At 69.8% G+C, this 23,199-nt stretch carries 19 protein-coding genes; 10 read left to right on the plus strand and 9 right to left on the minus strand.

Features of this window, described 5'->3' with window-relative positions:
* Positions 1 to 62: 62 nt before the first annotated feature.
* From HEP74_RS15905 to HEP74_RS15920, 4 genes are read right to left on the minus strand one after another with little or no spacing between them, the layout of a single operon-like run.
* Positions 63 to 1,109, minus strand: coding sequence for a sulfate/molybdate ABC transporter ATP-binding protein (locus HEP74_RS15905; RefSeq protein ID WP_185813702.1), 1,047 nt, complete (start codon positions 1,107 to 1,109; stop codon positions 63 to 65).
* Positions 1,110 to 1,116: 7 nt separating this feature from the next.
* Entirely contained in the window at positions 1,117 to 2,079 is a 963-nt protein-coding gene (gene cysW, locus HEP74_RS15910; RefSeq protein WP_255427769.1) for a sulfate ABC transporter permease subunit CysW, read from the minus strand.
* Position 2,080: 1 nt separating this feature from the next.
* Positions 2,081 to 2,941: a sulfate ABC transporter permease subunit CysT gene (gene cysT, locus HEP74_RS15915; protein WP_053840530.1), complete on the minus strand. Its 861-nt coding sequence runs from the start codon at positions 2,939 to 2,941 to the stop codon at positions 2,081 to 2,083.
* A gap of 4 nt (positions 2,942 to 2,945) precedes the next feature.
* Positions 2,946 to 3,968: a sulfate ABC transporter substrate-binding protein gene (locus HEP74_RS15920; protein WP_185813703.1), complete on the minus strand. Its 1,023-nt coding sequence runs from the start codon at positions 3,966 to 3,968 to the stop codon at positions 2,946 to 2,948.
* 198 nt (positions 3,969 to 4,166) lie between these two features.
* Between HEP74_RS15920 and kbl the strand changes: the two genes are divergently transcribed.
* Positions 4,167 to 5,369 carry a glycine C-acetyltransferase gene (kbl, locus tag HEP74_RS15925; protein WP_185813704.1) on the plus strand — a complete coding sequence of 401 codons (1,203 nt, stop codon included), beginning with the start codon at positions 4,167 to 4,169 and terminating at the stop codon, positions 5,367 to 5,369.
* Positions 5,370 to 5,371: 2 nt separating this feature from the next.
* Complete coding sequence (locus HEP74_RS15930) at positions 5,372 to 5,764, plus strand: HNH endonuclease (RefSeq protein ID WP_185813705.1); 393 nt, start codon at positions 5,372 to 5,374, stop codon at positions 5,762 to 5,764.
* On the opposite strand, the gene HEP74_RS15935 is transcribed toward HEP74_RS15930, so the two are convergent.
* The 4 genes from HEP74_RS15935 to HEP74_RS15950 form a co-directional block, all read right to left on the minus strand.
* Positions 5,715 to 6,551 carry a pseudouridine synthase gene (locus tag HEP74_RS15935; RefSeq protein ID WP_524540746.1) on the minus strand — a complete coding sequence of 279 codons (837 nt, stop codon included), beginning with the start codon at positions 6,549 to 6,551 and terminating at the stop codon, positions 5,715 to 5,717. The two genes, HEP74_RS15930 and HEP74_RS15935, sit on opposite strands and share 50 nt — an antisense overlap.
* Positions 6,552 to 6,597: 46 nt before the next feature.
* On the minus strand, positions 6,598 to 7,104 hold the full coding sequence (locus tag HEP74_RS15940; protein ID WP_185813706.1) for a hypothetical protein: 507 nt from the start codon (positions 7,102 to 7,104) through the stop codon (positions 6,598 to 6,600).
* Positions 7,105 to 7,404: 300 nt separating this feature from the next.
* Entirely contained in the window at positions 7,405 to 8,499 is a 1,095-nt protein-coding gene (locus HEP74_RS15945) for an OmpA family protein (RefSeq protein ID WP_185813707.1), read from the minus strand.
* Positions 8,500 to 8,773: 274 nt separating this feature from the next.
* A complete protein-coding gene (locus HEP74_RS15950; protein ID WP_185813708.1) occupies positions 8,774 to 9,685 on the minus strand; it encodes a LysR family transcriptional regulator in 912 nt (303 codons plus the stop codon).
* 96 nt (positions 9,686 to 9,781) lie between these two features.
* Here HEP74_RS15950 and HEP74_RS15955 point away from each other — a divergent pair, with 96 nt between their 5' ends.
* The 6 genes from HEP74_RS15955 to HEP74_RS15980 all read left to right on the plus strand — a co-directional run bounded on the left by HEP74_RS15955 (position 9,782) and on the right by HEP74_RS15980 (position 18,430).
* On the plus strand, positions 9,782 to 11,020 hold the full coding sequence (locus HEP74_RS15955) for an MFS transporter (RefSeq protein ID WP_185813709.1): 1,239 nt from the start codon (positions 9,782 to 9,784) through the stop codon (positions 11,018 to 11,020).
* A complete protein-coding gene (locus HEP74_RS15960; RefSeq protein WP_185813710.1) occupies positions 11,017 to 12,291 on the plus strand; it encodes an SGNH/GDSL hydrolase family protein in 1,275 nt (424 codons plus the stop codon). The genes HEP74_RS15955 and HEP74_RS15960 overlap by 4 nt, the downstream gene beginning before the upstream one ends.
* A 40-nt stretch (positions 12,292 to 12,331) precedes the next feature.
* Positions 12,332 to 13,366 carry an aldo/keto reductase gene (locus tag HEP74_RS15965; RefSeq protein WP_185813711.1) on the plus strand — a complete coding sequence of 345 codons (1,035 nt, stop codon included), beginning with the start codon at positions 12,332 to 12,334 and terminating at the stop codon, positions 13,364 to 13,366.
* A gap of 70 nt (positions 13,367 to 13,436) precedes the next feature.
* Complete coding sequence (locus tag HEP74_RS15970; RefSeq protein ID WP_185813712.1) at positions 13,437 to 14,462, plus strand: zinc-binding alcohol dehydrogenase family protein; 1,026 nt, start codon at positions 13,437 to 13,439, stop codon at positions 14,460 to 14,462.
* A gap of 495 nt (positions 14,463 to 14,957) precedes the next feature.
* Positions 14,958 to 17,006, plus strand: coding sequence for an NADPH-dependent 2,4-dienoyl-CoA reductase (locus HEP74_RS15975; RefSeq protein ID WP_185813713.1), 2,049 nt, complete (start codon positions 14,958 to 14,960; stop codon positions 17,004 to 17,006).
* A 95-nt stretch (positions 17,007 to 17,101) separates the two neighbouring features.
* Entirely contained in the window at positions 17,102 to 18,430 is a 1,329-nt protein-coding gene (locus tag HEP74_RS15980) for an MFS transporter (protein WP_185813714.1), read from the plus strand.
* Here HEP74_RS15980 and HEP74_RS15985 read toward each other — a convergent pair.
* Positions 18,399 to 19,520, minus strand: coding sequence for an ROK family transcriptional regulator (locus HEP74_RS15985; RefSeq protein ID WP_185813715.1), 1,122 nt, complete (start codon positions 19,518 to 19,520; stop codon positions 18,399 to 18,401). The genes HEP74_RS15980 and HEP74_RS15985 overlap by 32 nt on opposite strands.
* Before the next feature lie 108 nt (positions 19,521 to 19,628).
* On the opposite strand from HEP74_RS15985, the gene HEP74_RS15990 reads away from it, so the two are divergent.
* Both HEP74_RS15990 and HEP74_RS15995 read left to right on the plus strand, forming a co-directional pair.
* On the plus strand, positions 19,629 to 22,130 hold the full coding sequence (locus HEP74_RS15990) for a TonB-dependent receptor (protein ID WP_185813716.1): 2,502 nt from the start codon (positions 19,629 to 19,631) through the stop codon (positions 22,128 to 22,130).
* A 2-nt stretch (positions 22,131 to 22,132) separates the two neighbouring features.
* Positions 22,133 to 23,047, plus strand: coding sequence for a glycerophosphodiester phosphodiesterase family protein (locus HEP74_RS15995; protein WP_185813717.1), 915 nt, complete (start codon positions 22,133 to 22,135; stop codon positions 23,045 to 23,047).
* Positions 23,048 to 23,199: the final 152 nt, after the last annotated feature.

A 23,199-nucleotide genomic window follows, 5' to 3' on the forward strand; every position in this document is an offset into this window, starting at 1 on the left:
GACGGCGAAGATTGCGGTCGGAAACGCCGCATCGCCGCTGCGCGTCGTATCCCCGAATGCCGCTAGCCGCGCTGCTGCGCGAACAAGCCGAAGCGTCTCGCACTCAGCTGCAGCACCTGGCCGGGCGCATAGCGCGTCGCGCCCTCCCCCGCCGGCAGTTCCACTTCCACTTCGTCCTGGCCATGCGCCAGCTGCGCGCGCAGGCGCAGGCGCGAGCCGCTGCGCTGCGAGGACAGCACCGTCGCCGCCCAGCCGCTGTCGCTGGGCGCCAGATCTTCCGGGCGCACGTACAGATCGACCGGGCCGCTGGACAGCGGCGTGTCCGGCGCCGGCAGCGCCAGGCCGGCGATCTGCAACTGGCCGTCGTGCAGTTGCGCCGGCAGCCGGTTGACCGCGCCGACGAAGCCGTACACGAACGGCGACACCGGGCGGTCGTAGACATCGGCCGGGCTGCCGAGCTGTTCGATGCGCCCGCGGTTGAGGATCGCCACGCGGTCGGCCAGTTCCAGCGCCTCTTCCTGGTCGTGGGTGACGAACACGGTGGTCAGCCCGGTGCGGTCGTGCAGTTCGCGCAGCCAGCGCCGCAGGTCGCGCCGCACCTGCGCGTCGAGCGCGCCGAACGGTTCGTCCAGCAGCAGCACGCGCGGCTCGATCGCCAGCGCGCGCGCCAAGGCCACGCGCTGGCGCTGGCCGCCGGACAGTTGGGTCGGGTAGCGCGACTCCAGTCCGTCCAGTTGCACCAGCGCGAGCAGTTCGCTGACCCGCGCACGGATCGCCGGCTCGGCCAGGCGCTCGGCGCCGCGGCGCACGCGCAGGCCGAAGGCGATGTTGTCGCGCACGGTCATGTGCCGGAACAGCGCGTAGTGCTGGAACACGAAGCCGACCCGGCGCGACTGCACCGGCAGCCCGGTCGCGTCCTCGCCGTCGATCAGCACGCGCCCGGCGTCGGCATGCTCCAGTCCGGCGATCACCCTCAACAAGGTGGTCTTGCCCGAGCCGGACGGCCCCAGCAGCGCCAGCAACTCGCCCTGGCGGATGTCCAGGCTGACGTCGTCGAGCGCGACGAATTCGTCGAAACGCTTGCCCAGGTGCTGTACGCGGATGGTCATCGCAACCTCAGTGTCGGTGATTGGCGGCCAGCGATTCGCCGTGGCGCCATTCCAGATAGGACTTCAGCGCCAGGGTCAGCAGCGCGGTCAGCGCCAGCAGGCTGGCGCAGGCGAATGCGGCGCTGTAGGCGTACTCGTTGTAGAGGATCTCCACGTGCAGCGGCAGCGTGTTGGTGCGCCCGCGGATGTGCCCGGACACCACCGACACCGCGCCGAACTCGCCCATCGCCCGCGCACTGCACAGCAGCACGCCGTACAACAGGCCCCAGCGGATGTTGGGCATGGTCACCCGCCAGAACATCTGCCAACCGTTGGCGCCCAGGCTCAACGCCGCCAGTTCCTCGTCGCTGCCCTGCTGCTCCATCAGCGGCATCAGCTCGCGGGCGATGAACGGGAAGGTGACGAAGGTCGTCGCCAGCACGATGCCGGGCAGCGCGAACACGATCCGCGGCAGTTGCAGCAGCACCTCGCCGAACACCGGCAAGTGCAGCCGCCAGCCTTCGTCGATCAGCGGCCAGGCCCAGCCGCTGCGGCCGAAGATCAGGATGAAGACCAGGCCGGCGACCACCGGCGACACCGAGAACGGCAGGTCGATCAGGCTTACCAGCAGGCGCTTGCCGGGAAAACGATGCTTGCTCACCGCCCACGCCGCGGCCACGCCGAACACCAGGTTCAACGGCACCACGATCGCGGTCACCAGCAGGGTCAGGCGGATCGCCGCGAGCGCATCGGGATCGGAGATCGCCCGCCAGAACACGCCGATCCCGCCGCGCAGCGCCTCGACGAACACCAGCAGCAGCGGCAGCAACAGGAACGACAGCAGGAAGCCTAGCGCACCGAGGATCAGCAATACCTGCACCCACCACGGCTCGGTGGTGACCGCGGCGGCGCGGCGGGGGACGGCAGGCGGCGATGCGCTCAACGCAGTCTCCGAAAACGGGAGGGTCAAGCCGGACACGGTATCGTTCATCTCAATGCGCCGCCAGGCCGCGCCGCGCGAAGCGCGCCTGCACGCCGTTGACCACCAGCAGCATCAGCAACGACAGCAGCAGCATCGCCGCGGCGATCGCGGTCGCGCCGGCGTAGTCGAATTCCTCCAGGCGGATGGTGATCAGCAGCGGCGCGATCTCGGTCGCGTTGGGCAGGTTTCCGGCGATGAAGATCACCGAGCCGTACTCGCCGATGCCGCGCGCGAAGGCCAGCGCGAATCCGGTCAGCACCGCCGGCCACAGCGCCGGCAGCACCACGCGGCGGATAGTCTGCCAGCGGCCTGCGCCGAGCGTGGCGGCGGCCTCTTCCACGTCGCGCTCGGCTTCGGCCAGCACCGGCTGCACGATCCGCACCACGAACGGCAGCCCGACGAACACCAGCGCCACCACGATGCCGAGCTGGGTGTAGGCGATCTTCAGCCCCAGCGGTTCCAACCAGCGGCCGACCCAGCCGTTGCCGCCGTACAGCGCGGTCAGCGCGATGCCGGCCACCGCGGTCGGCAGCGCGAACGGCAGGTCGATCATCGCGTCGAACAGGCGCTTGCCGGGGAAGCGGTAGCGCACGAACACCCAGGCCACCCAGGTGCCCATCACCGCATTGAACGCGGCGGCGACGAAGGCGGTGCCGAAGCTGACCCGCAGCGCCGACAGCACCCGCGGTTCGCTCCACACCTGCCACACGCCATGCCAGCCCAGGCCGCTGGTCTTGAGCACCACGCCCAGCAGCGGGATCAGCACCACCAATCCCAGCCAGGTCAGGGTGATGCCCAGGCTCAGGCCGAGCCCGGGGATGACCCTGCGCCGCGACGGAGCGCGCGTGGCGGCGACGGCATTCACTCCCATCGCGTCACTTGCTCGCCTGGATCTGGTCAAACAGGCCGCCATCGTTGAAGTGCTCGGCCTGCGCCTTGGCCCAGGACCCGAACTGCTGGTCGATGGTCACCAACTGCACCTTCGGCAGGCGCGCGATGTCGGCGCGGTCGGCGTATTCGGGATGGCGCGGGCGGTAGTAGTGCTTGGCTGCGATCTTCTGCCCTTCCGGCGAATACAAATACTTCAGGTACTCCTCGGCGACGTCGCGAGTGCCGTGCTTGTCGACGTTCTTGTCGACCACCGCCACCGACGGCTCGGCCAGGATCGACAGCTTCGGCACCACGATCTCGAACTTGTCCTTGCCCAGTTCCTCCTGCGCCAGGAACGCCTCGTTCTCCCAGGCCAGCAGCACGTCGCCGATGCCGCGCTGGACGAAGGTGGTGGTGGCGCCGCGCGCGCCGGTGTCCAGCACCGGCACGTTGCGGAACAGCGCGCGCATGTAGCCGAGGATGCGCTCGCGGTCGCCCTTGAAGATGTGGTCGGCGTAGGCCCAGGCGGCCAGGTAGTTCCAGCGCGCGCCGCCGGAGGTCTTCGGGTTCGGGGTGATCACCGACACGCCGGTGCGCAGCAGGTCCGGCCAGTCCTTGATCTTCTTCGGGTTGCCCTTGCGCACCAGGAACACGATGGTGGAGGTGTACGGCGCGCTGTTGTCGGGCAGGCGCTTGACCCAGCCCGGATCGATCAGCTTGCCCTTGTCGGCGATCGCGTCCACGTCGTAGGCCAGCGCCAGCGTCACCACGTCGGCCTCGACCCCGTCGATGACCGAGCGCGCCTGCTTGCCGGAACCGCCGTGCGAGGTCTCCACGGTGACCTTGTCGCCGCTGTGGGTCTGCTCCCAGTGCTTGGCGAAGGCGGTGTTGTAGTCGCGGTACAGCTCGCGCGTGGGATCGTAGGACACATTGAGCAGCTGCACGTCGCGCGCGACGGCGGTGCCGGCGAACGCGCACAGCGCGAGCGCGAGCAGCGGGCTGAATCGGCGCGGCAGGAAGCTGGGCATGGGCGGAACTCCGGAAGAGGGTCAGGGGGCACGGGCAGTCCGGCCATGCGACCACGGCCAGTGCGCCATGCTGCGCAGCCGCATTGGTCCGGTGAAATGACTTCGCCGCCGATGCTTATGCCATTTTTGCATGACGCCCGCCGACCTTCGCACACGCCGCGTTAAAATCTCCGCTTCTCCCGCCTGCGCGTGCCCGTCATGACCGATTCCCGCCTCACCCAGCACTACGCCGACGAACTGGACGCGATCCGCGCGCAAGGCCTGTTCAAGTCCGAACGCATTATCGTCGGCCCGCAGGCGGCCGAGATCGTGCTGGCCGACGGCCGCCGCGTGCTGAACTTCTGCGCCAACAACTACCTGGGCCTGGCCGACCACCCGGCGCTGATCGCCGCGGCCAAGGATGCGCTGGACACCCACGGCTTCGGCATGGCCTCGGTGCGCTTCATCTGCGGCACCCAGGATCTGCACAAGCAACTGGAAGCGCGCATCGCCGACTTCTTCGGCACCGAAGACACCATCCTCTACGCCGCCTGCTTCGACGCCAACGGCGGCCTGTTCGAGCCGCTGCTCGGCGAAGCCGATGCAATCATTTCCGATGCGCTCAACCACGCCTCGATCATCGATGGCGTGCGCCTGTGCAAGGCCAAGCGCTTCCGCTACGCCAACTGCGACATGGCCGACCTGGAAGCGCAGCTGCAGGCCGCCGACGCCGCCGGCTGCAAGACCAAGCTGATCACCAGCGACGGCGTGTTCTCGATGGACGGCTTCATCGCCCCGCTCGACGAGATCACCGCGCTGGCGAAGAAGTACGGTGCGCTGGTGCATATCGACGAATGCCATGCCACCGGCTTCCTCGGCGCCACCGGCCGCGGCTCGGCCGAGGTCAAGGGCGTGATGGACCGGATCGACATCTTCACCGGCACCCTGGGCAAGGCCATGGGCGGCGCGCTTGGCGGCTTCACCACCGGCAGGCGCGAGGTGATCGAACTGCTGCGCCAGCGCTCGCGTCCCTACCTGTTTTCCAACTCGCTGCCGCCGCACGTGGTCGCCGCCGGGATCAAGGCCTTCGCGATGCTGGACGCGGCAGCCGACCTGCGCGCGCAGCTGGTCGAGAACACCCGGCACTTCCGCGAGCGCATGGCCGCGGCCGGCTTCGACATCAAGCCCGGCACCCACCCGATCTGCCCGGTGATGCTGTACGACGCGCCGCTGGCGCAGCGCTTCGCCGAACGGCTGCTGGAGGAAGGCATCTACGCGATCGGCTTCTTCTTCCCGGTGGTGCCCAAGGGGCAAGCGCGGATCCGCACCCAGATCAGCGCCGCGCATACCCGCGAACAGCTGGACCGGGCGATCGACGCCTTCGTCCGCATCGGCCGCGAGTTGAACGTCATCCCCGCCTGAGCATGCGCACGGTGCTGCGCCAACGGCTGTTGTTGGCGGCCCAGACCGACGCCCACGCGCAAGCCCTGGAAGACGGCTGGGAGACGCGCTGCCTGCATTGCCGCCGGCGTCTGCGCCTGCGCGGCGACGGCGAACCGCTCGGCCACAGCACGCTGGAACACGTGGTGCCGCAGGCCTGGTTCGGCCGCCGCGCGGCGGCGCCGCTGTGTGGCCTGGTCGGCGACGACGCGAACGATGCGCGCAATCTTGCCCTGGCCTGTGCCGGCTGCAATCACACTAAAGGTCGCCATCACGATGCGCGCGGCCCGCAGGATGCGCGTGCCTACGCGGTGGTCGCCGCCCTGCTCAGCGCGCGGCTGGCGCGCTGGCGTCCGCTGCCGGCGCCAGCGCCCTGACCTCGGCGGCACTGAGTTCGCGCCAGGCGCCCTTGCCCAGTTCGCCCAGCGCCAGCCCGCCGATCGCCACCCGCACCAGACGCAGCACGCCCAGATCGAGTTCGGCGAGCAGGCGCCGGATCTGCCGATTGCGGCCCTCGTCCAGCACCACTTCCAGCCAGGCGTGCTTGTCGCCTTGCCGTAACAGCCGCGCCTGCTTGGCGCGCAGCGGCTCGCCGTCGGCGACGACGCCGGCGCACATGCGCGCCAGCAGGGCCGCGTCGGGTAGCGCATCGACCTGCACGTGATAGGTCTTGTCCGGGCCGCTGGCCGGATCGGCGACCCGTGCCGCCCACTGCGGATCGTTGCAGAACAGCAGCAAGCCCTCGCTGGCCTTGTCCAGGCGCCCGACCGGCGCCAGCCAGGGCAAGCCGGCGCCGTCGAAACAGCGGTAGACGGTGTCGCGGCCGCGCTCGTCCTGCACGGTAGTGACCAGGCCGCGCGGCTTGTTGAGCATCAGGTACAGGCGCTGCGTAGCGGCCAGCGGCACGCCATCGAGCGCCAGCCGGTGGCGGCCGCGCAGGATCGGGAATTCGGGATCGGTGACGGTGCGGCCGTCGACCGCGACGCGGCCGGCGGCGATCCAGCGCGCGGCTTCGGTGCGCGAGCACAGGCCGAGCTTGGACAGCGTGCGCGCCAGGCCGTGGCGGGCCTCGCCGGCCACCGCCGCGCGCGGCGAACGCGAGGCGCCGGCCGCCGGCACCGAGGTGCGCGGCGCGGGACGGCGGGAACGCGAAGGAGGCTTCACCGCTCGCGCTTCGTACGCAGGCGCGGTCGGCGACCGCGCGCAGCGCTTACTGCTTGTCGACCGGCGCGGCCGCGGCGGGCGCCGGTGCGGCGGCGGGCACGGCGGCCGGTGCCGGACGCGCCTTGACCACACGCACGCCGCGCGCCTTCATCCAGGCGTCGAACTCTTCGGCGGTCATGCGCTTGCCGTTCTGGCTCATGTCGAAGCGCCACGGGGTGTTGTCGAACGCGGTGGTCGGCTTATAGGCGGCCGGATCGTTCGGCTTCACTGCACCGCCGGCCGGCATCGCGTTGGCCAGGCTCTGGCAGCCTTCGGCGCGCAGCCGCAGCAGCACCCGGTCCAGCGACTGGTCGCTGCTGTAGGACTGCGCCAGCACGCCGCTGGGCATACCCAGCTGCAGGTTGCGCGTGTACAGCTCCGAGGCGATCGGCGCACCGACCGTGGCCGGCAGCGGCAACGGCTTGGGCAGCACGTCGCCGGAGCAATCCGGTGCGGCATGGGCGGCAGGAATCAAGGCAAGACCAAGCAGGCCGGCCGTAACGATACGCAGCATCGGTTTTTTTCCATTCAGGCGAGACGACGCCGCGAGTGTAGGCAGGGCCAGGCGCAGTTTCAACCGATACCGGCACTGCATGCGCTAAATAATTGGGAAGGCTGAAAAAGTTCAGCTTGGCGAAGGGCTTTGTGTCGCGCCTTGTAGGAGCGGCTTCAGCCGCGACATGTCCTCTCCGGCAAGGCAAATGTCGCGGCTGAAGCCGCTCCTACAGATGCGCGCGATGTTTTCCGGGCGCACAAAAACAAAGCCCGGCGCGAGGCCGGGCTTTGCTTGAAGCATGAAGCATGAAGCGTCCGATTAGTTCTGGACGTTCAGCTCGGTACGACGGTTCTTCGCACGGCCTTCCGGGTTGTCCGAACCATCCGGGTTGGTGTTCGGCGCAATCGGGCGGCTCTCGCCGTAACCGATCGGACCGACCAGACGCGAAGCGTCCACGCCGTTCTTGGTCAGGTAGTCATACACGGTGGTCGCACGACGCTCGGACAGCTTCTGGTTGTAAGCGTCGGTACCCTTCGAGTCGGTGTGACCGGCGACCTCGACCTTCAGGTCGGGGTAACGCTTCAGGATCTCGGTGGCTTCGCTCAGAATCGCGATCGCGTCCGGACGCAGGGTCGACTTGTTGAAGTCGAAGTTGACGCCCTTCAGGTCGATCGACACAGGCACCGGGCAACCGTCCGGACCGATGGTCTGGCCGGGCTGCGAAGCCGGGCACTTGTCGTCGCAGTTGTTGACGCCGTCACCGTCGTCGTCCATGTCCGCGCAGCTCGGGGCAGCGGTCGGAGCAGGAGCGGCAACCGGAGCAGACGGCGGCGGGCCGAGCGGGATCACGACGCCGACCGAAGCCAGCACGTCGCCGAACCAGTTCTCGGACGGAGCGGCAACGCTCTGGTCGTCGAAGTCAGCGCGGTAGGCCACTTCGGCACGCACGGCAACGCGCTTGTCGAAGGTGGTCTGCAGACCGACGCCGGCCTTGGCGGCAAAGTTGCCGTCCTTGCGCTGGCCCGGGGACACGGCGCCGCCGGTGTCGAACTCTTCTTCCGAACGCTGGTAGCCCAGACCGAACAGCAGGTACGGGTTCCAGCCACGGCCTTCCTGGATGAAGTGGCGACGCAGGTCGAACGAGATGCCGTACTGGCTCCAGTTCAGGTCCTGGTTGGCGTCGAAGTTCGGGTTCTGATAGTTCAGTTCACCGTCGATCGACCAGTTCGGGCTGACGAACTTGCCCAGACCCAGGGTGACGAACGGGGCGTCGTTGGTCAGACGGTCGTTGTCCTGGAAGTTGAAACCGGCCGAACCGGTCAGGTACCAGCGGTCGTCGAATTCCTGTGCGGACGCTGCCTGGGCGACGGCCAGACCGCCCAGCAACGCGGCGGTGAGAATTTTCTTGTTCATTAATACAGCTCCTTGTTTCGGGGATATAGAAACCGATAGGGCATGGTTCAGTACAGATGTCTCGTCACATCCAGACGGCCGTTCCGCACGCCATCGCCGCGCACATTATGCTCGGCATGGTGAAGACCGCGTTAACAGGCACGTAACATGTGAAACCCACGACCAGACCCTCGGCGGTCGTGGATACACCGTATACAGCTTCATGAAATGATGCAATGCGGCGCTTCGGGCCTGTCGGCGCGTGTAGACAGCATGCCGGTTTTGTACGGCCGTCTCACTCCAGGCGCTCCCAAGGCGGCGGATCCGCCAGCTGAACCTGCATGAACTCGACGAAGGCGCGCACACGCGGCGGCACCAGCCGGCGCTGCGGCATCACCGCGTAGATGCCGGTCTCGGCGATCGTGTACTGCGGCAGCACCTGGCGCAGGCGCCCGTGGCGCAGGTCCTCGGCCACATGCCAAACCGAATGCAGGGAAATGCCCTGGCCATTGAGCACCGCATCGCGCAGTACTTCGCCGAAGTTGGATTCCAGCGGCCCGCCGACCTTGACCGCGACCTCGCCCTCGGCGCCGTGCAGGTGCCAGGTGTCCTGGCGGCCTTCGGCGCCGGTCAGCAGCAGGCAGGCATGCGCGGCCAGGTCCGCCGGGGTGGCCGGTTCGCCGTGGCGGCGCAGGTAGTCGGGAGCGGCGCACAGCACCCGGCGGTTGCCGGCCAGGCGCCGCGCCACCAGGCTGGAATCGCGCAGCGCGCCGATCCGGATCGCCAGGTCGAAGCCCTCGCTGACCAGGTCCACCACGTTGTCGCTCAGGTGCACGCTCAACCTCATCTGCGGATACAGGGCCATGAACTGCGGCAGCAGCGGCGATACGTACTGGCGCCCGAACGAGGCCGACATGGTCACCCGCAAGGTGCCGGCGGCGCTGCGGCCGGCTTCGCGCAGGCCGCCGGCCAGCGACTCCAGGTCCTCGACCAGCGCGCGGCCCTGCTCGGCCAACTGCAGGCCTTCGGGCGTGGGATGCAGGCGCCGCGTGGTCCGGTGCAGCAGGCGCACGCCGAGATCGCGCTCGAGCCGCTTCAGCCGCTGGCTGGCGACCGCCACCGACAGATCCAGGCTGCGCGCGGCAGCGCTGATCGAGCCCAGGTCAAGCACGCGCAGGAACAACGCGATGTCGCCGATCCGGTCCATTTTATGGATTCCGTTGAAAGTCACTCAATATCTTGCCAGTTTGTGCTGATAAAGCGCGGATCTAGGCTGTGCTCCGTCCCGTCTTCCGGAGCCGTCATGGCCGCGCTTCCCGCACCTCCGCCAGGCGCCGCGCCGCCGCGGCTACCGCTCGCCCTGTTCGCGCTGACCGCCGGCGCATTCGGCATCGGCACCACCGAGTTCGTGATCATGGGCCTGCTGCTGCAGGTCGCGGCCGACCTGCAGGTCAGCGTCCCGGCCGCCGGGCTGCTGATTTCCGGCTATGCGCTGGGCGTGTTCGTCGGCGCGCCGCTGCTGACCGTGGCCAGCCGGCGCTGGCCGCGCAAGCGGGTGCTGGTGGCGCTGATGCTGGTGTTCACCGCCGGCAACCTGGCCTGCGCGCTGGCGCCGGACTACGCCACGCTGATGGCGGCGCGGGTGGTCACCTCGCTGGCGCACGGCACCTTCTTCGGCGTCGGCGCGGTAGTCGCCACCGGCCTGGTGGCGCCGCAGCGCAAGGCCTCGGCGATCGCCACCATGTTCACCGGACTCACCGTCGCCACCCTGCTGGGGGTGCCGGCCGGCGCCTGGCTGGGCCTGCAGTACGGCTGGCGCGCGACGTTCTGGGCGGTGGCCGCGATCGGCCTGCTGGCCACCGTGGTGATCGCCGCGCTGGTCCCGGCCAGCGACGACGCCGCTCCCACCCTGCCGCTGCGCGACGAACTGCGCGCGGTCGGCCGCGCGCCGGTGCTGCTGGGGCTGGCGACGACCGTGCTCGGCTATGCCGGCGTGTTCACCGTCTACACCTACATCCAGCCGCTCCTGACCCGGGTCACCGGCCTGGCCGACAGCGCGGTGTCGCCGCTGCTGCTGGTGTTCGGGGTGGGCATGATCGTCGGCAACGTGTTCGGCGGACGCCTGGCCGATCGCCATCCGCGACAGGCCTTGCCGCTCACCCTGGGCCTGTTGGCGCTGGTGCTGGCGGCGCTGGCCTTCGCGCTGCGCTCGGCACCGGCGATGACGCTGGGGGTCGGCCTGCTCGGGGTGGCCGCGTTCGCCACGGTGGCGCCGCTGCAACTGTGGGTGCTGGGCAAGGCCGGCGACGCCGGGCAGCATCTGGCGTCGAGCCTGAACATCGGCGCGTTCAACCTGGGCAACGCGCTGGGCGCCTGGCTCGGCGGACTGGTGATCGGCCACGGCGGCAGCCTGGCGCACTTGCCCTGGGCGGCGGCGCTGGTCACCGCGGCCGGCCTGGCGGTGGCGCTGCTGGCGCTGCGGCTGTCGCCCGCATCCGAACCTGCGCCGGCGGCGGCCTGCGCCGCGGGCGGTGCGGCATGAGTCGGCACCTGCGCCAGGCCGCGCTGGCCACGGCCTTGTTGGGCGCGTTCGCGTTGCCGGCCGGCGCGGCCGAGCGCGACTGGATCGCGACCTGGCAGGCGAGCCCGCAGCCGCTGTGGGCCGCAGACTTCCCGTTCCCGACCCAGACCCCGTTCAACCTGTGGCGGCAGACCGTGCGCCAGGTGGCGCGGATCAGCCTGGGCGGCGAGACGGTGCGGGTGGAACTGTCCAACGCCTACGGCCGCGAGCCGCTGCAGATCGGCGCCGCGCACCTGGCATTGGCCAGCGACGGCGCGGCAACCGTACCCGGCTCGGACCGCGAACTGCGCTTCGGCGGACAGCGCGCGGTGACCATCCCGCCTGGCGCGCCGGTGCTCAGCGATCCGGTCGCGCTGAGCGTGCCGGACCTGGCCCGGCTCAGCGTCAGCCTGTACCTGCCGCAGCCGACCGCGCCGTCCACCTTCCATTGGGAAGGCCTGCAGAGCGCCTGGCTGGCCGCAGGCGAGCGCACCGCGGATGCGGCGCTGGACGATGCCACGGCACTGCCGGTGCGGCTGTTCGTCAGCGGCATCCAGGTGCGCCGCGCCGATGCCGCCGGCGCGGTGGTGGCGCTCGGCGATTCGATCACCGACGGCGCCGCGTCCACCCCGGGCGGCGACCGGCGCTGGCCGGACCAGTTGGCCACACGGCTGGCGGCGCAGCGGGTGGCGGTGCTCAACGCCGGCATCTCCGGCGGCCGCGTGCTGCGCGACCGCATGGGCAGCAATGCGCTGGCGCGGCTGGATCGCGACGTGCTGGCGCAGCCCGGCGTACGCACGCTGGTGCTGCTGATCGGCATCAACGACATCAGTTGGTACGCCACGCCGTTCGCGCCGGACGATGCGCCGGTCTCCGCGCAGGAGCTGATCGCCGGCTACCGGCAACTGCTGCAACGTGCGCAGGCGCGCGGTCTGCGCGTGATCGGCGCCACGCTGACCCCGTTCGAGGGCGCGTTGCCGGACACGCCGATCCGCGGCTACTACAGCGCGGACAAGGAGCGCGTGCGCCAGCAGGTCAACGCGTGGATACGCGATGGCAACGGTTTCGATGCGATCATCGATTTCGACGCCCTGCTCCGCGACCCCGCGCACCCTACCCGCATGCTGCCCGCGTTCGATTCCGGCGATCACCTGCACCCCGGCGATGCCGGCTATGCCGCCATGGCCGAAGCCGCCGCGCGCGTGCTCGGCAACACGGCCGACACGCATCGCGCCGCCGCCTCGCCACGCTGACCGCCCCTCCCTTCCGTTCCCCCGCAAAGGAATCTCCACCATGGAATACCGTCATCTCGGCGCCTCCGGCTTCAAGGTCCCCGTGCTCAGCTTCGGCACCGGCACCTTCGCCGGCTCGAACGAGTTCTTCGCCGCCTGGGGCAATTCGGACGTGGACCAGGCGCGGCGCCTGATCGACATCTGCCTGGAGGCCGGGGTCAACCTGTTCGACAGCGCCGACATCTATTCCGGCGGCGCCGCCGAATCGGTGCTGGGCGCGGCGATCAAGGGCCGCCGCGACCAGGTGCTGATCTCGACCAAGGCCACCTTCCGCTTCGACCCCGACGCTCCGAACAGCGCCGGCTCCTCGCGCTTCCACCTGCTGCGCGCGGTCGACGCCGCGCTCAAGCGCCTGGACACCGACTACATCGACCTGTTCCAGTTGCACGGCTTCGACGCGAAGACGCCGGTGGAAGAAACCCTGTCCACGCTCGACGACCTGGTCCGGGCCGGCAAGATCCGCTATCTGGGCGTGTCCAATTTCTCCGGCTGGCACCTGATGAAGTCGCTGGCGGTGGCGGATCGCTACGGCTGGTCGCGCTACGTCGCCAATCAGACCTACTACTCGCTGATCGGCCGCGACTACGAGGAAGAGCTGATGCCGCTGGGGCTGGACCAGGGCGTCGGCGCGGTGGTGTGGAGTCCGTTGGGCTGGGGCCGGCTGACCGGCAAGATCCGCCGCGGCCAGCCGCTGCCGGACAGCAGCCGCCTGCACAACAGCAAGGTCACCGAGGCCGGCCCGCCGGTGGAGGACGAGCGCCTGTACCGGGTGATCGACGCACTCGACGCGATCGCCGCCGAGACCGGCAAGAGCGTGCCGCAGATCGCGCTGAACTGGCTGCTGCAGCGGCCCACGGTGAGCAGCGTCATCATCGGCGCGCGCAACGAGGAACAGTTGCGGCAGAACCTGGGCGCGGTCGGCTGGAATCTCGACGCCGCGCAGGTGCAACGGCTGGACGCGGCCAGCGCGGTGGTGCCGCCGTATCCGTACTGGCATCAGCGCGGCTTCGCCGAGCGCAATCCGCGGCCGGTGTGAGCCGAACACGCCGCACGCCGCAGCAACCGCCACGCACTCCGACCATCGATTCCGCACTCCTGGAGACACCATGAAAGCCGTCGCCCTGACCCGCTACCTGCCGATCGACGATCCGCAGTCGCTGTTCGATACAGACCTGCCCACCCCGCCCACCCCCACCGGCTTCGACCTGCTGGTGCGGGTGGAAGCCGTTTCGGTCAATCCGGTCGACACCAAGGTGCGCGCGCCCAAGCCGCAGGTGGAAGCGCAGCCCAAGGTGCTGGGCTACGACGCGGCCGGCGTGGTCGAGGCGGTCGGCGCCGATGTCGAGGGGTTCGAACCCGGCGACGAGGTCTATTACGCCGGCGACATCACCCGTTCCGGCAGCAATGCGCAGTACCAGTTGGTCGACGCGCGCATCGTCGCGCGCAAGCCGGCGACGCTGGATTTCGCGCAGGCCGCGGCGCTGCCGCTGACCACGCTGACCGCCTGGGAACTACTGTTCCAGCGCATGCCGTTCGACTTCGACGACGAGCGCAACCGCGGCCGCCGGCTGTTGGTGATCGGCGGCGCCGGCGGCGTCGGCTCGATCGCGATCCAGCTGGCGCGGCACGCCGGCTTCGAGGTCATCGCCACCGCCTCGCGCCAGCAGACCCGCGATTGGTGCCTGCAACTGGGCGCGCAGCACGTGATCGACCATCGCCAGCCATTGGCGCCGCAGCTTCAGGCGCTGGGCATCGAACAGGTGGATGCGGCGCTGAACCTGGCCGACACCGATCGCTACTGGGACGCGCTCGGCGAACTGATCGCGCCGCAGGGTCACGTCGGCCTGATCGTGGAACCGGCCGGCGCGCTGCGCATCGGCGATCCGTACAAGGCCAAGTGCATCGGCATCCACTGGGAAATGATGTTCGCGCGGGCGCGCTTCAAGACCGCCGACATGATCGAGCAGCACCGCATCCTGGCGCGCACCGCCAGCCTGATCGACGCCGGCGCGTTGCGCACCACCCTGACCGAGACCCTGGCGCCAATCGACTCAGCCAACCTGCGCGAAGCGCACCGACGCCTGGAATCGGGCAGCACCATCGGCAAACTGGCGCTGGTTGGCTGGAGCTGAGCTGCAGGCGCAGTTCGATCAGGGCACGGGCGCGACCGCCCTGCTTTGCGCGCGGCGGTATTGGCCGCTCCATAGAACGCACGCCAGCTCCGCTGTTGCTGTTGCTGTCGCCTTTGCTTTTGATCTACCGGGCCCCCTCAGCGCGGCAGACCCGACGGGCGAATACCCGAAGGGCGGCGCGCAGGATGCGCGACGTTTTTCGTTGGCACAGGGATGTGCCATCGAAAAATGCCCGTCGGGGCTGCGGACCCGGAGCGCGTAGCGCGGAGGGCGCGCTGCGGGGTGTGCTTTCTTTTGGTTACTTTTCTTTGCACAAGCAAAGAAAAGTAACCCGCGCCAGCGGAAGCTCTTGCTCTTGCTCTTGCTTCAAAGCTTCAAAAGCCAAAAGCCCAGCGCCTGAACCAAAGCAACGGCAACGGTAAGGCAACGCCCCTCTTGCCGTAGCCCAGGTTTCACGTCACCCTGCGCGCTTCCGTACGCCAGCGTATCCAAGCCATGTCGCCCGCCCCCGGCCAGCCCGACCCCTCCTCCCCCGCCTACCCGCACCTGTTCGCCCCGCTCGACCTGGGCTTCACCCAGCTGCGCAACCGGGTACTGATGGGCTCGATGCACACCGGCCTGGAGGATCGCGCCCGCGACTTCCCCAAGCTGGCCGCATATTTCGCCGAGCGCGCCGCCGGCGGCGCCGGACTGATCGTCACCGGCGGCTTCGCCCCGAACGTGGTCGGCTGGCTGAAACCGTTCGGCGGCAAGCTGTCGTGGCCGTGGGAAGTGCGTCCGCACCGGCAGGTGACCGCCGCGGTGCATGCGCACGGCGCCAAGATCTGCCTGCAGCTGCTGCATGCCGGGCGCTACGCCTACCACCCGCTGTCGGTGGCGCCATCCAAGCTGAAGGCGCCGATCAACCCGTTCACGCCGCGCGCCCTGTCCGCACGCGGGGTCGAGCGCCAGATCGGCGCCTATGCGCGCGCCGCGCGGCTGGCACGCGAGGCCGGCTACGACGGCGTGGAAGTGATGGGCTCGGAAGGCTATCTGATCAACGAATTCGTGGCCCCGCGCAGCAACCGCCGCGACGATGCCTGGGGCGGCGACGCGACCCGGCGCATGCGCTTCGCGGTGGAGATCGTGCGCCGGATCCGCGAAGCCTGCGGGCCGGACTTCATCATCATCTACCGGCTGTCGCTGGTGGACCTGGTCGAGGACGGCAGCGACTGGCAGGAGATCGTGGCGCAGGCGCAGGCGATCGAAGCCGCCGGCGCGACGCTGATCAACTCCGGCATCGGCTGGCACGAGGCGCGCGTGCCGACCATCGCCACCTCGGTGCCGCGCGCCGCGTTCGCCGGCGTCACCGCCAAGCTCAAGCCGTACGTGCGGGTGCCGCTGATCGCCACCAACCGCATCAACATGCCCGACGTGGCCGAGCGCATCCTCGCCGGCGGCGGCGCCGACATGGTGTCGCTGGCGCGGCCGCTGCTGGCCGATCCGCAATGGCCGAACAAGGCGCGGCGTGGCCAGGCGCAGGCGATCAACACCTGCATCGCCTGCAACCAGGCATGCCTGGACCATGTGTTCGAGAACAAGACCGCCAGCTGCCTGGTCAATCCGCGCGCCGCGGCCGAGACCGAACTGAACTATCTGCCCACGGCAGCGCCCAAGCGCGTCGCCGTGGTCGGCGCCGGCCCGGCCGGACTGGCCTGCGCCACGGTCGCGGCCGAACGCGGCCACCGCGTCACCCTGTTCGACAGCGCCGCGGAGATCGGCGGCCAGTTCAACGTGGCCAAGCGCATTCCCGGCAAGGAAGAATTCCACGAGACGCTGCGCTATTTCCGCCACCAGCTCGAGGCCACCGGCGTGGACGTGCGCCTGCACACTACCGCCGATGCGGCGCTGCTGGCCGATTTCGACGAAGTGGTGCTGGCCACCGGCATCGTGCCGCGCGCGGTGGATTTCCCCGGTGCCGATCACCCCAACGTGGTCAGTTATCTCGATGTGCTGCAGGGCCGGGTGCAGGCGGCGGACACGGTCGCGATCATCGGCGCCGGCGGCATCGGTTTCGACGTCGGCGAGTTCCTGGTGCATGCCGGCGTCTCGACCGCGCTGGACCCGGCGCGGTGGATGGCCGAATGGGGCGTGGATCCGCAGTTCGAGGCGCGCGGCGCGTTGCGCAAGCCGCAGCCGGAAGCGCCGGCGCGCAAGGTGTGGCTGCTGCAGCGCAGTGCCGGCCGTCCCGGCGCGCGCCTGGGCAAGACCACCGGCTGGATCCACCGCGCCACGCTCAAGGCGAAGGGCGTGACCATGCTCGGCGGGGTCGAGTACCTGGGCATGGACGATGCCGGCCTGCGCATCCGCGTGGACGGCACCGAGCAGTTGCTGCCGGTCGGCACCGTGGTGGTCTGCGCCGGGCAGGAGCCGCGCCGCGACCTGCACGCTGCGCTGCAGGCGGCCGGTCGCAAGCCGCACCTGATCGGCGGCGCCGACATCGCCGCGGAACTGGATGCCAAGCGCGCCATCGCCCAGGGCAGCCGCCTGGCGGCGCAGTTGTAGGCAAGCGTGCCGCGCTGCGGCGGCAGCGATCCCGGCAGGCAGCGCTCGGCACGGCCGACTTGGTGCTGTCGCATCGCGACGCTATAACGCCGGGGATGCAACGGACCTCGCCCGCTCCGCTACAGACCCAGCCATCGCTGCCATCGCTGCCGCGCACCGCGCTGGCGGCGTATGCCTGCGCGCATTTCGGCAAGAGCCTGCTGTGGTACGCCAGCGAACTGCTGCTGATCTATTCGTTGACCGAACACACCGGACTGGGCGCGGTCGCCGCCGGGTTGGTGCTGGCGCTGGGCCTGCTGGTCAGCGCAGCGATCGGTCTCGGCGCCGGCTGGAGCCTGCGCCGGCGCTTGCGCGAGGTGACCAGCAGCGGGCACCTGCAATGGCTCGGCCTGAGCGCAGCGGCGCTGGCGCTGCTGCTGGTGTTCGCCGCGCCGCTGCTGCCGGCGCCGCTGCGGCTGGGCTACGTGCTGGTGCTCAGCCTGCTGTTCCGCACCGCTTACGCCGTCTGCGACGTGGCGCAGAACACCTTGCTGAGCCTGGTGCGTTGGCCATGGCGCGGTCACGACGGTGCCAGCGCGTTGCGTCTGGCCGGCAGCGGCATCGCGGCGCTGCTGATCAGCGCGATGGTTGGCGCGATGCTGGCGCGGGGCGCCGGCGGCGCGGCCTTCGCACTGCAGGCCAGCGCCCTGTTGGCCGCAGTGGCTGTGGTGTGCGCATGGCAGCTGCGACGCGTACTAACGCGCGGTGGTGCGCCGCTTCCGCACGCTACACCCGGCGCGCCGACGTGCACCGAGCCGGCGCCGTGCTGGCGCGCGATTCCCTGGCAGCCGCTGCTGCTGATCGCCGCGATCTCGCTGACCCTGCCCGCCTTCACCAAACTGGCGCCGTACGTGGCCGCCTACGGCCTGCTGTCGCCAGGCTGGGGCAGCGCGGTGCTGATCGCCTATGCGCTGGGGTCGGTGCTGGTGCAACCGCTGGCGGCGCGGTTGGGCCGGCGGCATTCGCCGCAACAACGGCTGGCCTGGCTCGGCGCGGCACTGCTGCTGAGCGCGCCGCTGTTCGCGCTGGCGCTGCCCGCACGGCCGCAGCTGAGCCTGCTGGCGGCAGCATGGATCGGCGCGATCGGCGGCAGCAGCGGCCAGCTCGTCTGGGCCTGGCACGCGCAGCTGACCGCCGAACGCGGGGTCGCCCAGCACGCGCTGTGCTTCGCCGCGCTGGTCGCCAGCGCACAGGTGGCGCTGGCCGCCGGCATCGCCGTGATCGGGCTGTTGCTGGGCGCGGTGGATTACCGCGAGAGCCATTGCCAGCTGCTGCGCTGGGCGATGGCCGCCGGTCCACTGGCCTGCGGCGCGCTGTGCCTGCTGTTGGCGCTGCTGGCCGGGCGCCGCCCGCTCAGGCGAAGAAAGCTCGCTGCAATGGCATGAGCGCCGCGCCCAGGGTCACTGCGTCGCCGGCGGTACCGGCGATGCGCAGTTCCGGCAGCGGCGGCGCCAGGCCATGCCGGTTTGGTGCGCGCGGGATGCGGATGCGTTCGATCAGGCGTTCGCCGATCGGCGCAGGCAGGCGTCCGCCGATGACGATCGCCTGCGGATCCAGGGTGTAGGCCAGGTACGCGCACAGCTGCGAGAACGGCGCTGCGGCCAGCTCCAGCCAGGCGTCCACGCCCGGGCTGTGCGGGCCGATGTCGGCCAGCATCTGCTCGACGCCGGCGTAGTCCTGCCCGGCCGCGCGCGCCAGGGACAGCAAGGCGTCCAGGTTCGGATAGGCCATGCCGGCGACGGTCCAGATGCCGCCGAACTCGCCGGCGTTGCCGCGATGGCCGCGGAACAGCCGGCCGTCGGCGATGATGCCGCCGCCGAAGCCGTTGGTCAGGTGCAGATAGGCGAAGTCGCGGCAGTCGCGGCCGACCCCGTACAGGCTCTCGGCCACCGCCGCCGCCGCGCCGTCGTTCTCCACCGTGACCGGGCAGCCCAGCGCCTCTTCCAGGATCGGCCGCAGCTCGACCTGGGTCCAGTCCTCCAGCGCCGGCGGCCCGGCCATCTGCTGGCCCTGACCGGTGAAGAAGGCCGAGATCGCCATGCCAGCGCCGACCACCCGCGCCGGATCCACGCCGGTTTCGGCCAGCAGTTCCTCGCGGAACCGCAGCAACTGCGCCAGCACCGGGGCGCGCCGCATGTCGGCCAGGCCGACGCGGCGCTGGCCGCGCACCGCGCCGGCGAAATCGACCAGGGCCATCGCCACCACGTCGCCCATCAGGCCGATGCCGAACGCGTAGGCGTAGTCCGGCGCCAGGCGCACATCGACGCTGGGGTTGCCGCGCCCCCCGGCGGCGCGCGCGCTGAGCTGCACCATTCTGTCCTGCACGAAGCCCTGCAGCAGGCGCGCAACCGTGGGCTGCGACAGGCCCAACTCGCGACTCAGCACTGCCTGGGTCTGCACCCCGGCCTTGAACACACGGTCGAGCAACTGGCGGCCGCCGGCGCTGACGCGCGGCGGGAAATCGGCATGGAGCATGGGACGGCGTGGACCAGAAATGGATGTGCCGCAACGCTAGCATGTGGACACATAAGTTTCATACATGGTAAATAGTATTACCCCCACATACTTTAATTGGGGGATTCCATGCGTACCAACCATCCACACCAGAGCCTGCTCGCGCTGGCGCTGTCTTCCGTTCTTGCCGCCAGCGCAGCCAATGCCCAGGAGCCGCCACAGGCCCCCGCCGCTGCCGACGCCACCACCACGCTGGATCAGATCGTCGTCACCGGCACCCCGCAGGGCCAGTCGCAGAAGGACGCGCCGTTCGCGATCAGCGTGGTGTCGAAGCAACGCCTGGATCGCGCGGCGCCGAGCAGCAGCGTCGACATGCTGCGCGCCGTGCCCGGCTTCTCGGCCGAGCCCTCCGGCGGCCAGGGCGGCGGCCAGAACCTGTACGTGCGCGGCCTACCCGCCGGCGGCTGGTACTACGTGCAGTACCAGGAAGACGGCATGACCCTGTTCGACGAGCCGCAGGAAAGCTTCTTCAACGTCGACACGCTGTTCTCCCTGGACATGATGACCGAGCGCCTGGAAGTGGTGCGCGGCGGCACCTCGCCGCTGTTCGCGACCAATGCGCCGGGCGGCACGGTCAACGCCATCACCCGCCACGGCACCGCCACGCCCGAGGGCGCGGTACGCATGAGCGTCGGCAGCGACGGCCTGCGCCGCGAGGACGCCTACAGCTCCGGTCCGCTGAGCGAGAACGTGCTGTACAGCATCGGCGGCTACCACCGCAGCGACGACGGCCTGCGCGAGACCGGCTACAACGCCGACAAGGGCGGCCAGTTGCGCGGCAACCTGACCTTCCTCATGGGCGATGCGATCCTCGACGTGGACGCCAAGTACCTCGACGACCGCACCGCGTTCTACAACCCGATCCCGCTGGACGATCCGCGCAACCCGTCGCAGTCGCTGTCGGCGCTGCTCGACCCGCTGGACGGCACCCTGCTGTCCAACGACCTGCGCCGGACCACGGTGCCGACCTTCGACGGCAACCGCCGCATTTCCCGCAACCTGGATCTGGCCGACGGCATCCACAACAAGGTCAAGCAACTCGGCACCCACCTGGAGTGGAACCTGGACGACGGCCTGACCCTGAACAATCGCATGCGCTTCGTCGATGCCGAGGTGGACTACACCGCGCTGTTCTCCGGTGCCGCGCCCGCCGATGCCGCCGCCTACCTGTCCACCCAGCTCGGCCGCGCGCGCACCGGCTTCGGCAACCGCGTGGCCCGCGTCGGCTACGTCAGCAGCGGCGACGGCGCCGTCTACGATCCGGCCGGCGCCGATGGGCTGGTGCTGGAAAGCGGCCTGTGGAACGCACGCACCCACCTGCGCACGCTGTCCGACGATCTGCGCCTGAGCAAGGCGTTCGGCGAATCGGCGCTCGGCCAGCACACGCTCACCGCCGGCGTGAACGTGCAGCACTTCGAATACGCCCAGGACCGCCTGCAGAACACCGTGCTGACCACGCTGCAGAACAATGCGCAGCGCCTGGACGTGCTGGCCTACGACGCGGCCGGCAACGTGGTCGGCTCGGTCACCCAGAACGGCTTCGTGCGCTACGGCAACGGCGTCACCCGCGGCTTCGCCAACGGCACCTACCTGTCGCCGTACCTGTGGGATTCGGCGCGCTTCGGCCGCTTCGGCGTGGACGCCGGCGTGCGCTACACCCGCTACAGCGCCGACGGCGGCGTGTACGCCAACACCACACGCAACCTCGGCGATCCCACCACCCTGGCCGACGACAGCGCCGGCGGCCTCAGCGGCGCGTTCAGCGCGCGCGAGGACCGCCGCCATGCCACGCAATGGACGCTCGGCGCCGAGTTCGCGCTGACCCCGCAGTTGCAGACCTTCGCCCGCTACACCAAGTCGCAGCGCCTGCCGCGGCTACAGAACGTGTACCAGACGCAGAACGCGGCGGTCACCGACATCGACCAGGCCGAAGCCGGCCTGCGCGGCGCCTTCGGCGACACCTTCTCGTTCTCCACCGTCGGGTTCTGGAGCCGCTTTAACGATCTGTCGATCAGCGCGATCGTGCTCGACGACGCCGGTGCGGTGCAGACCCTGGCGCTGGTCGGCCAGACCCAGACCTTCGGCCTGGAGTCGGAGTTCACCTGGCGTCCATCGGCGCACTTCGGCATGACCGGCTCGGTCACGCTGCAGGATCCGCAAACCCGCAGCCTGAGCAACGCCAGCACCGGCGCCAGCTACGGCGACCTGGACGGCAAGCAGATCTCGCGCATCCCCAAGTTCATGGCCTCGCTGAGCCCGACCCTGTACTTCGACATCGCCGGGCGTCCGCTGGAACTGTCGGCCACCGCCTACCGCATGGGCCAGCGCTACGTCGACTACACCAACGCCACCGCGCTGCCGGCCTACACCACCTACGACCTGGGCCTGTTCGCCCGCCTCAGCGACAACCTGGAACTGCAGCTGCATGCGGCCAACGTCGACAACAGCGCCGGCCTGACCGAAGGCAACGCACGAGTGGACACACTGTCCGGGCAAGGCACCGCCGAGGCGATCTATGCGCGTCCGATCTTCGGCCGCAACTACAACGCGTCGCTGACCTGGCGGTGGTGAGCATGTGCTACCGCAAACTGCTGATGGGCGCGGCCATCTGGCTGCCGCTGATGACGGCGACGGCGACGGATTTGCCGCAGCGCCTACGCGATCCGCATGGCGATGCGCTGGTGGTGTCGCACCGCGCATGCTGGAAGTTCGCCTCGGAGAACACCCTCGATGGTATCGCCGCGTGCATCGCACACGGCGTGGATATGGTCGAGGTCGACGTGCGCACCACCCGCGACGGCAAGCTGGTGCTGATGCACGACGAGCGCGTGGATCGCACCACCGACGGCCATGGTGCGGTGGCCGAGCTGGACGCGGCGCAGATCGGCGCGTTGCGCGTGCGCAGCCGCGGCGGCGGCCGCAGAAGCACCCTGACCGAACGCCACCCGCCGACGCTGGCACAGGCGCTGGCCGCGGCGCGCGGCCGGGTACTGGTGAACCTGGACGTCAAGGCCGCTGCGCTGGACCAGGTCATGGACGTGGTCGAGGCGGCCGGTGCGCAGCGCGACGTGCTGTTGAACGTGCCGCTGGACGTGCCGCAGGCCGCGCTGCAACGCGCGCACGCGGCCGGCATCGCGCTGCAGGTGCTGTACCTGCAACGCGACACCGCGCTGTCGCCGCAACAGGCGCTGCGCCAAGCCGCCGCGCTGCGTCCGGCGGTAGTGCAGTTGATGTTCGACGATCCGGCGGTGCTGGATATCGCCCAACGCGAACTGGCGCCAAGCACGCGCCTGTTCGTCAACACGATGACCAACGACATCGCCAGCGGCCGGCCGATGCGGCTGTCGGCGAACTACACCGACCAGCGCGCGCTGCGCGATCCGGCCAGCGTCTGGGGCGCGCTGCGCGCGCATGGGGTGAGCATGATCCAGACCGACGAGCCATTGGCGTTGCAACGCTACTTGCGCGAATCGGACATTCACCGGTAGCCGTCGTCGATCTCAATCCTCGCGGCGCAGCGACAGTCGCAACGCGTCGCGAGGGACCAAGCCCCAGACGGTCGGCATGCAGCCAGATCGCGCCCATGGATGGCGCAGCCGTCGTTCCGAGCGATTCGCCGCGACGGTCGAGCCAACACGGT

The organism is Xanthomonas sp. SS (assembly GCF_014236835.1).
Classification (GTDB): Bacteria; Pseudomonadota; Gammaproteobacteria; order Xanthomonadales; family Xanthomonadaceae; genus Xanthomonas_A.

Bases quoted from the DNA above. Each gene is read 5' to 3' on its own strand.
- HEP74_RS15930 (WP_185813705.1), top strand. From the start codon at position 5,372: ATGCGCACGGTGCTGCGCCAACGGCTGTTGTTGGCGGCCCAGACCGAC.
- HEP74_RS15985 (WP_185813715.1), bottom strand. From the start codon at position 19,520: ATGCTCCATGCCGATTTCCCGCCGCGCGTCAGCGCCGGCGGCCGCCAG.
- HEP74_RS15905 (WP_185813702.1), bottom strand. From the start codon at position 1,109: ATGACCATCCGCGTACAGCACCTGGGCAAGCGTTTCGACGAATTCGTC.
- kbl (WP_185813704.1), top strand. From the start codon at position 4,167: ATGACCGATTCCCGCCTCACCCAGCACTACGCCGACGAACTGGACGCG.
- cysW (WP_255427769.1), bottom strand. From the start codon at position 2,079: ATGAACGATACCGTGTCCGGCTTGACCCTCCCGTTTTCGGAGACTGCG.
- HEP74_RS15950 (WP_185813708.1), bottom strand. From the start codon at position 9,685: ATGGACCGGATCGGCGACATCGCGTTGTTCCTGCGCGTGCTTGACCTG.
- HEP74_RS15990 (WP_185813716.1), top strand. From the start codon at position 19,629: ATGCGTACCAACCATCCACACCAGAGCCTGCTCGCGCTGGCGCTGTCT.
- cysT (WP_053840530.1), bottom strand. From the start codon at position 2,941: ATGGGAGTGAATGCCGTCGCCGCCACGCGCGCTCCGTCGCGGCGCAGG.
- HEP74_RS15960 (WP_185813710.1), top strand. From the start codon at position 11,017: ATGAGTCGGCACCTGCGCCAGGCCGCGCTGGCCACGGCCTTGTTGGGC.
- HEP74_RS15995 (WP_185813717.1), top strand. From the start codon at position 22,133: ATGTGCTACCGCAAACTGCTGATGGGCGCGGCCATCTGGCTGCCGCTG.
- HEP74_RS15945 (WP_185813707.1), bottom strand. From the start codon at position 8,499: ATGAACAAGAAAATTCTCACCGCCGCGTTGCTGGGCGGTCTGGCCGTC.
- HEP74_RS15940 (WP_185813706.1), bottom strand. From the start codon at position 7,104: ATGCTGCGTATCGTTACGGCCGGCCTGCTTGGTCTTGCCTTGATTCCT.
- HEP74_RS15965 (WP_185813711.1), top strand. From the start codon at position 12,332: ATGGAATACCGTCATCTCGGCGCCTCCGGCTTCAAGGTCCCCGTGCTC.
- HEP74_RS15980 (WP_185813714.1), top strand. From the start codon at position 17,102: ATGCAACGGACCTCGCCCGCTCCGCTACAGACCCAGCCATCGCTGCCA.
- HEP74_RS15970 (WP_185813712.1), top strand. From the start codon at position 13,437: ATGAAAGCCGTCGCCCTGACCCGCTACCTGCCGATCGACGATCCGCAG.
- HEP74_RS15975 (WP_185813713.1), top strand. From the start codon at position 14,958: ATGTCGCCCGCCCCCGGCCAGCCCGACCCCTCCTCCCCCGCCTACCCG.
- HEP74_RS15920 (WP_185813703.1), bottom strand. From the start codon at position 3,968: ATGCCCAGCTTCCTGCCGCGCCGATTCAGCCCGCTGCTCGCGCTCGCG.
- HEP74_RS15955 (WP_185813709.1), top strand. From the start codon at position 9,782: ATGGCCGCGCTTCCCGCACCTCCGCCAGGCGCCGCGCCGCCGCGGCTA.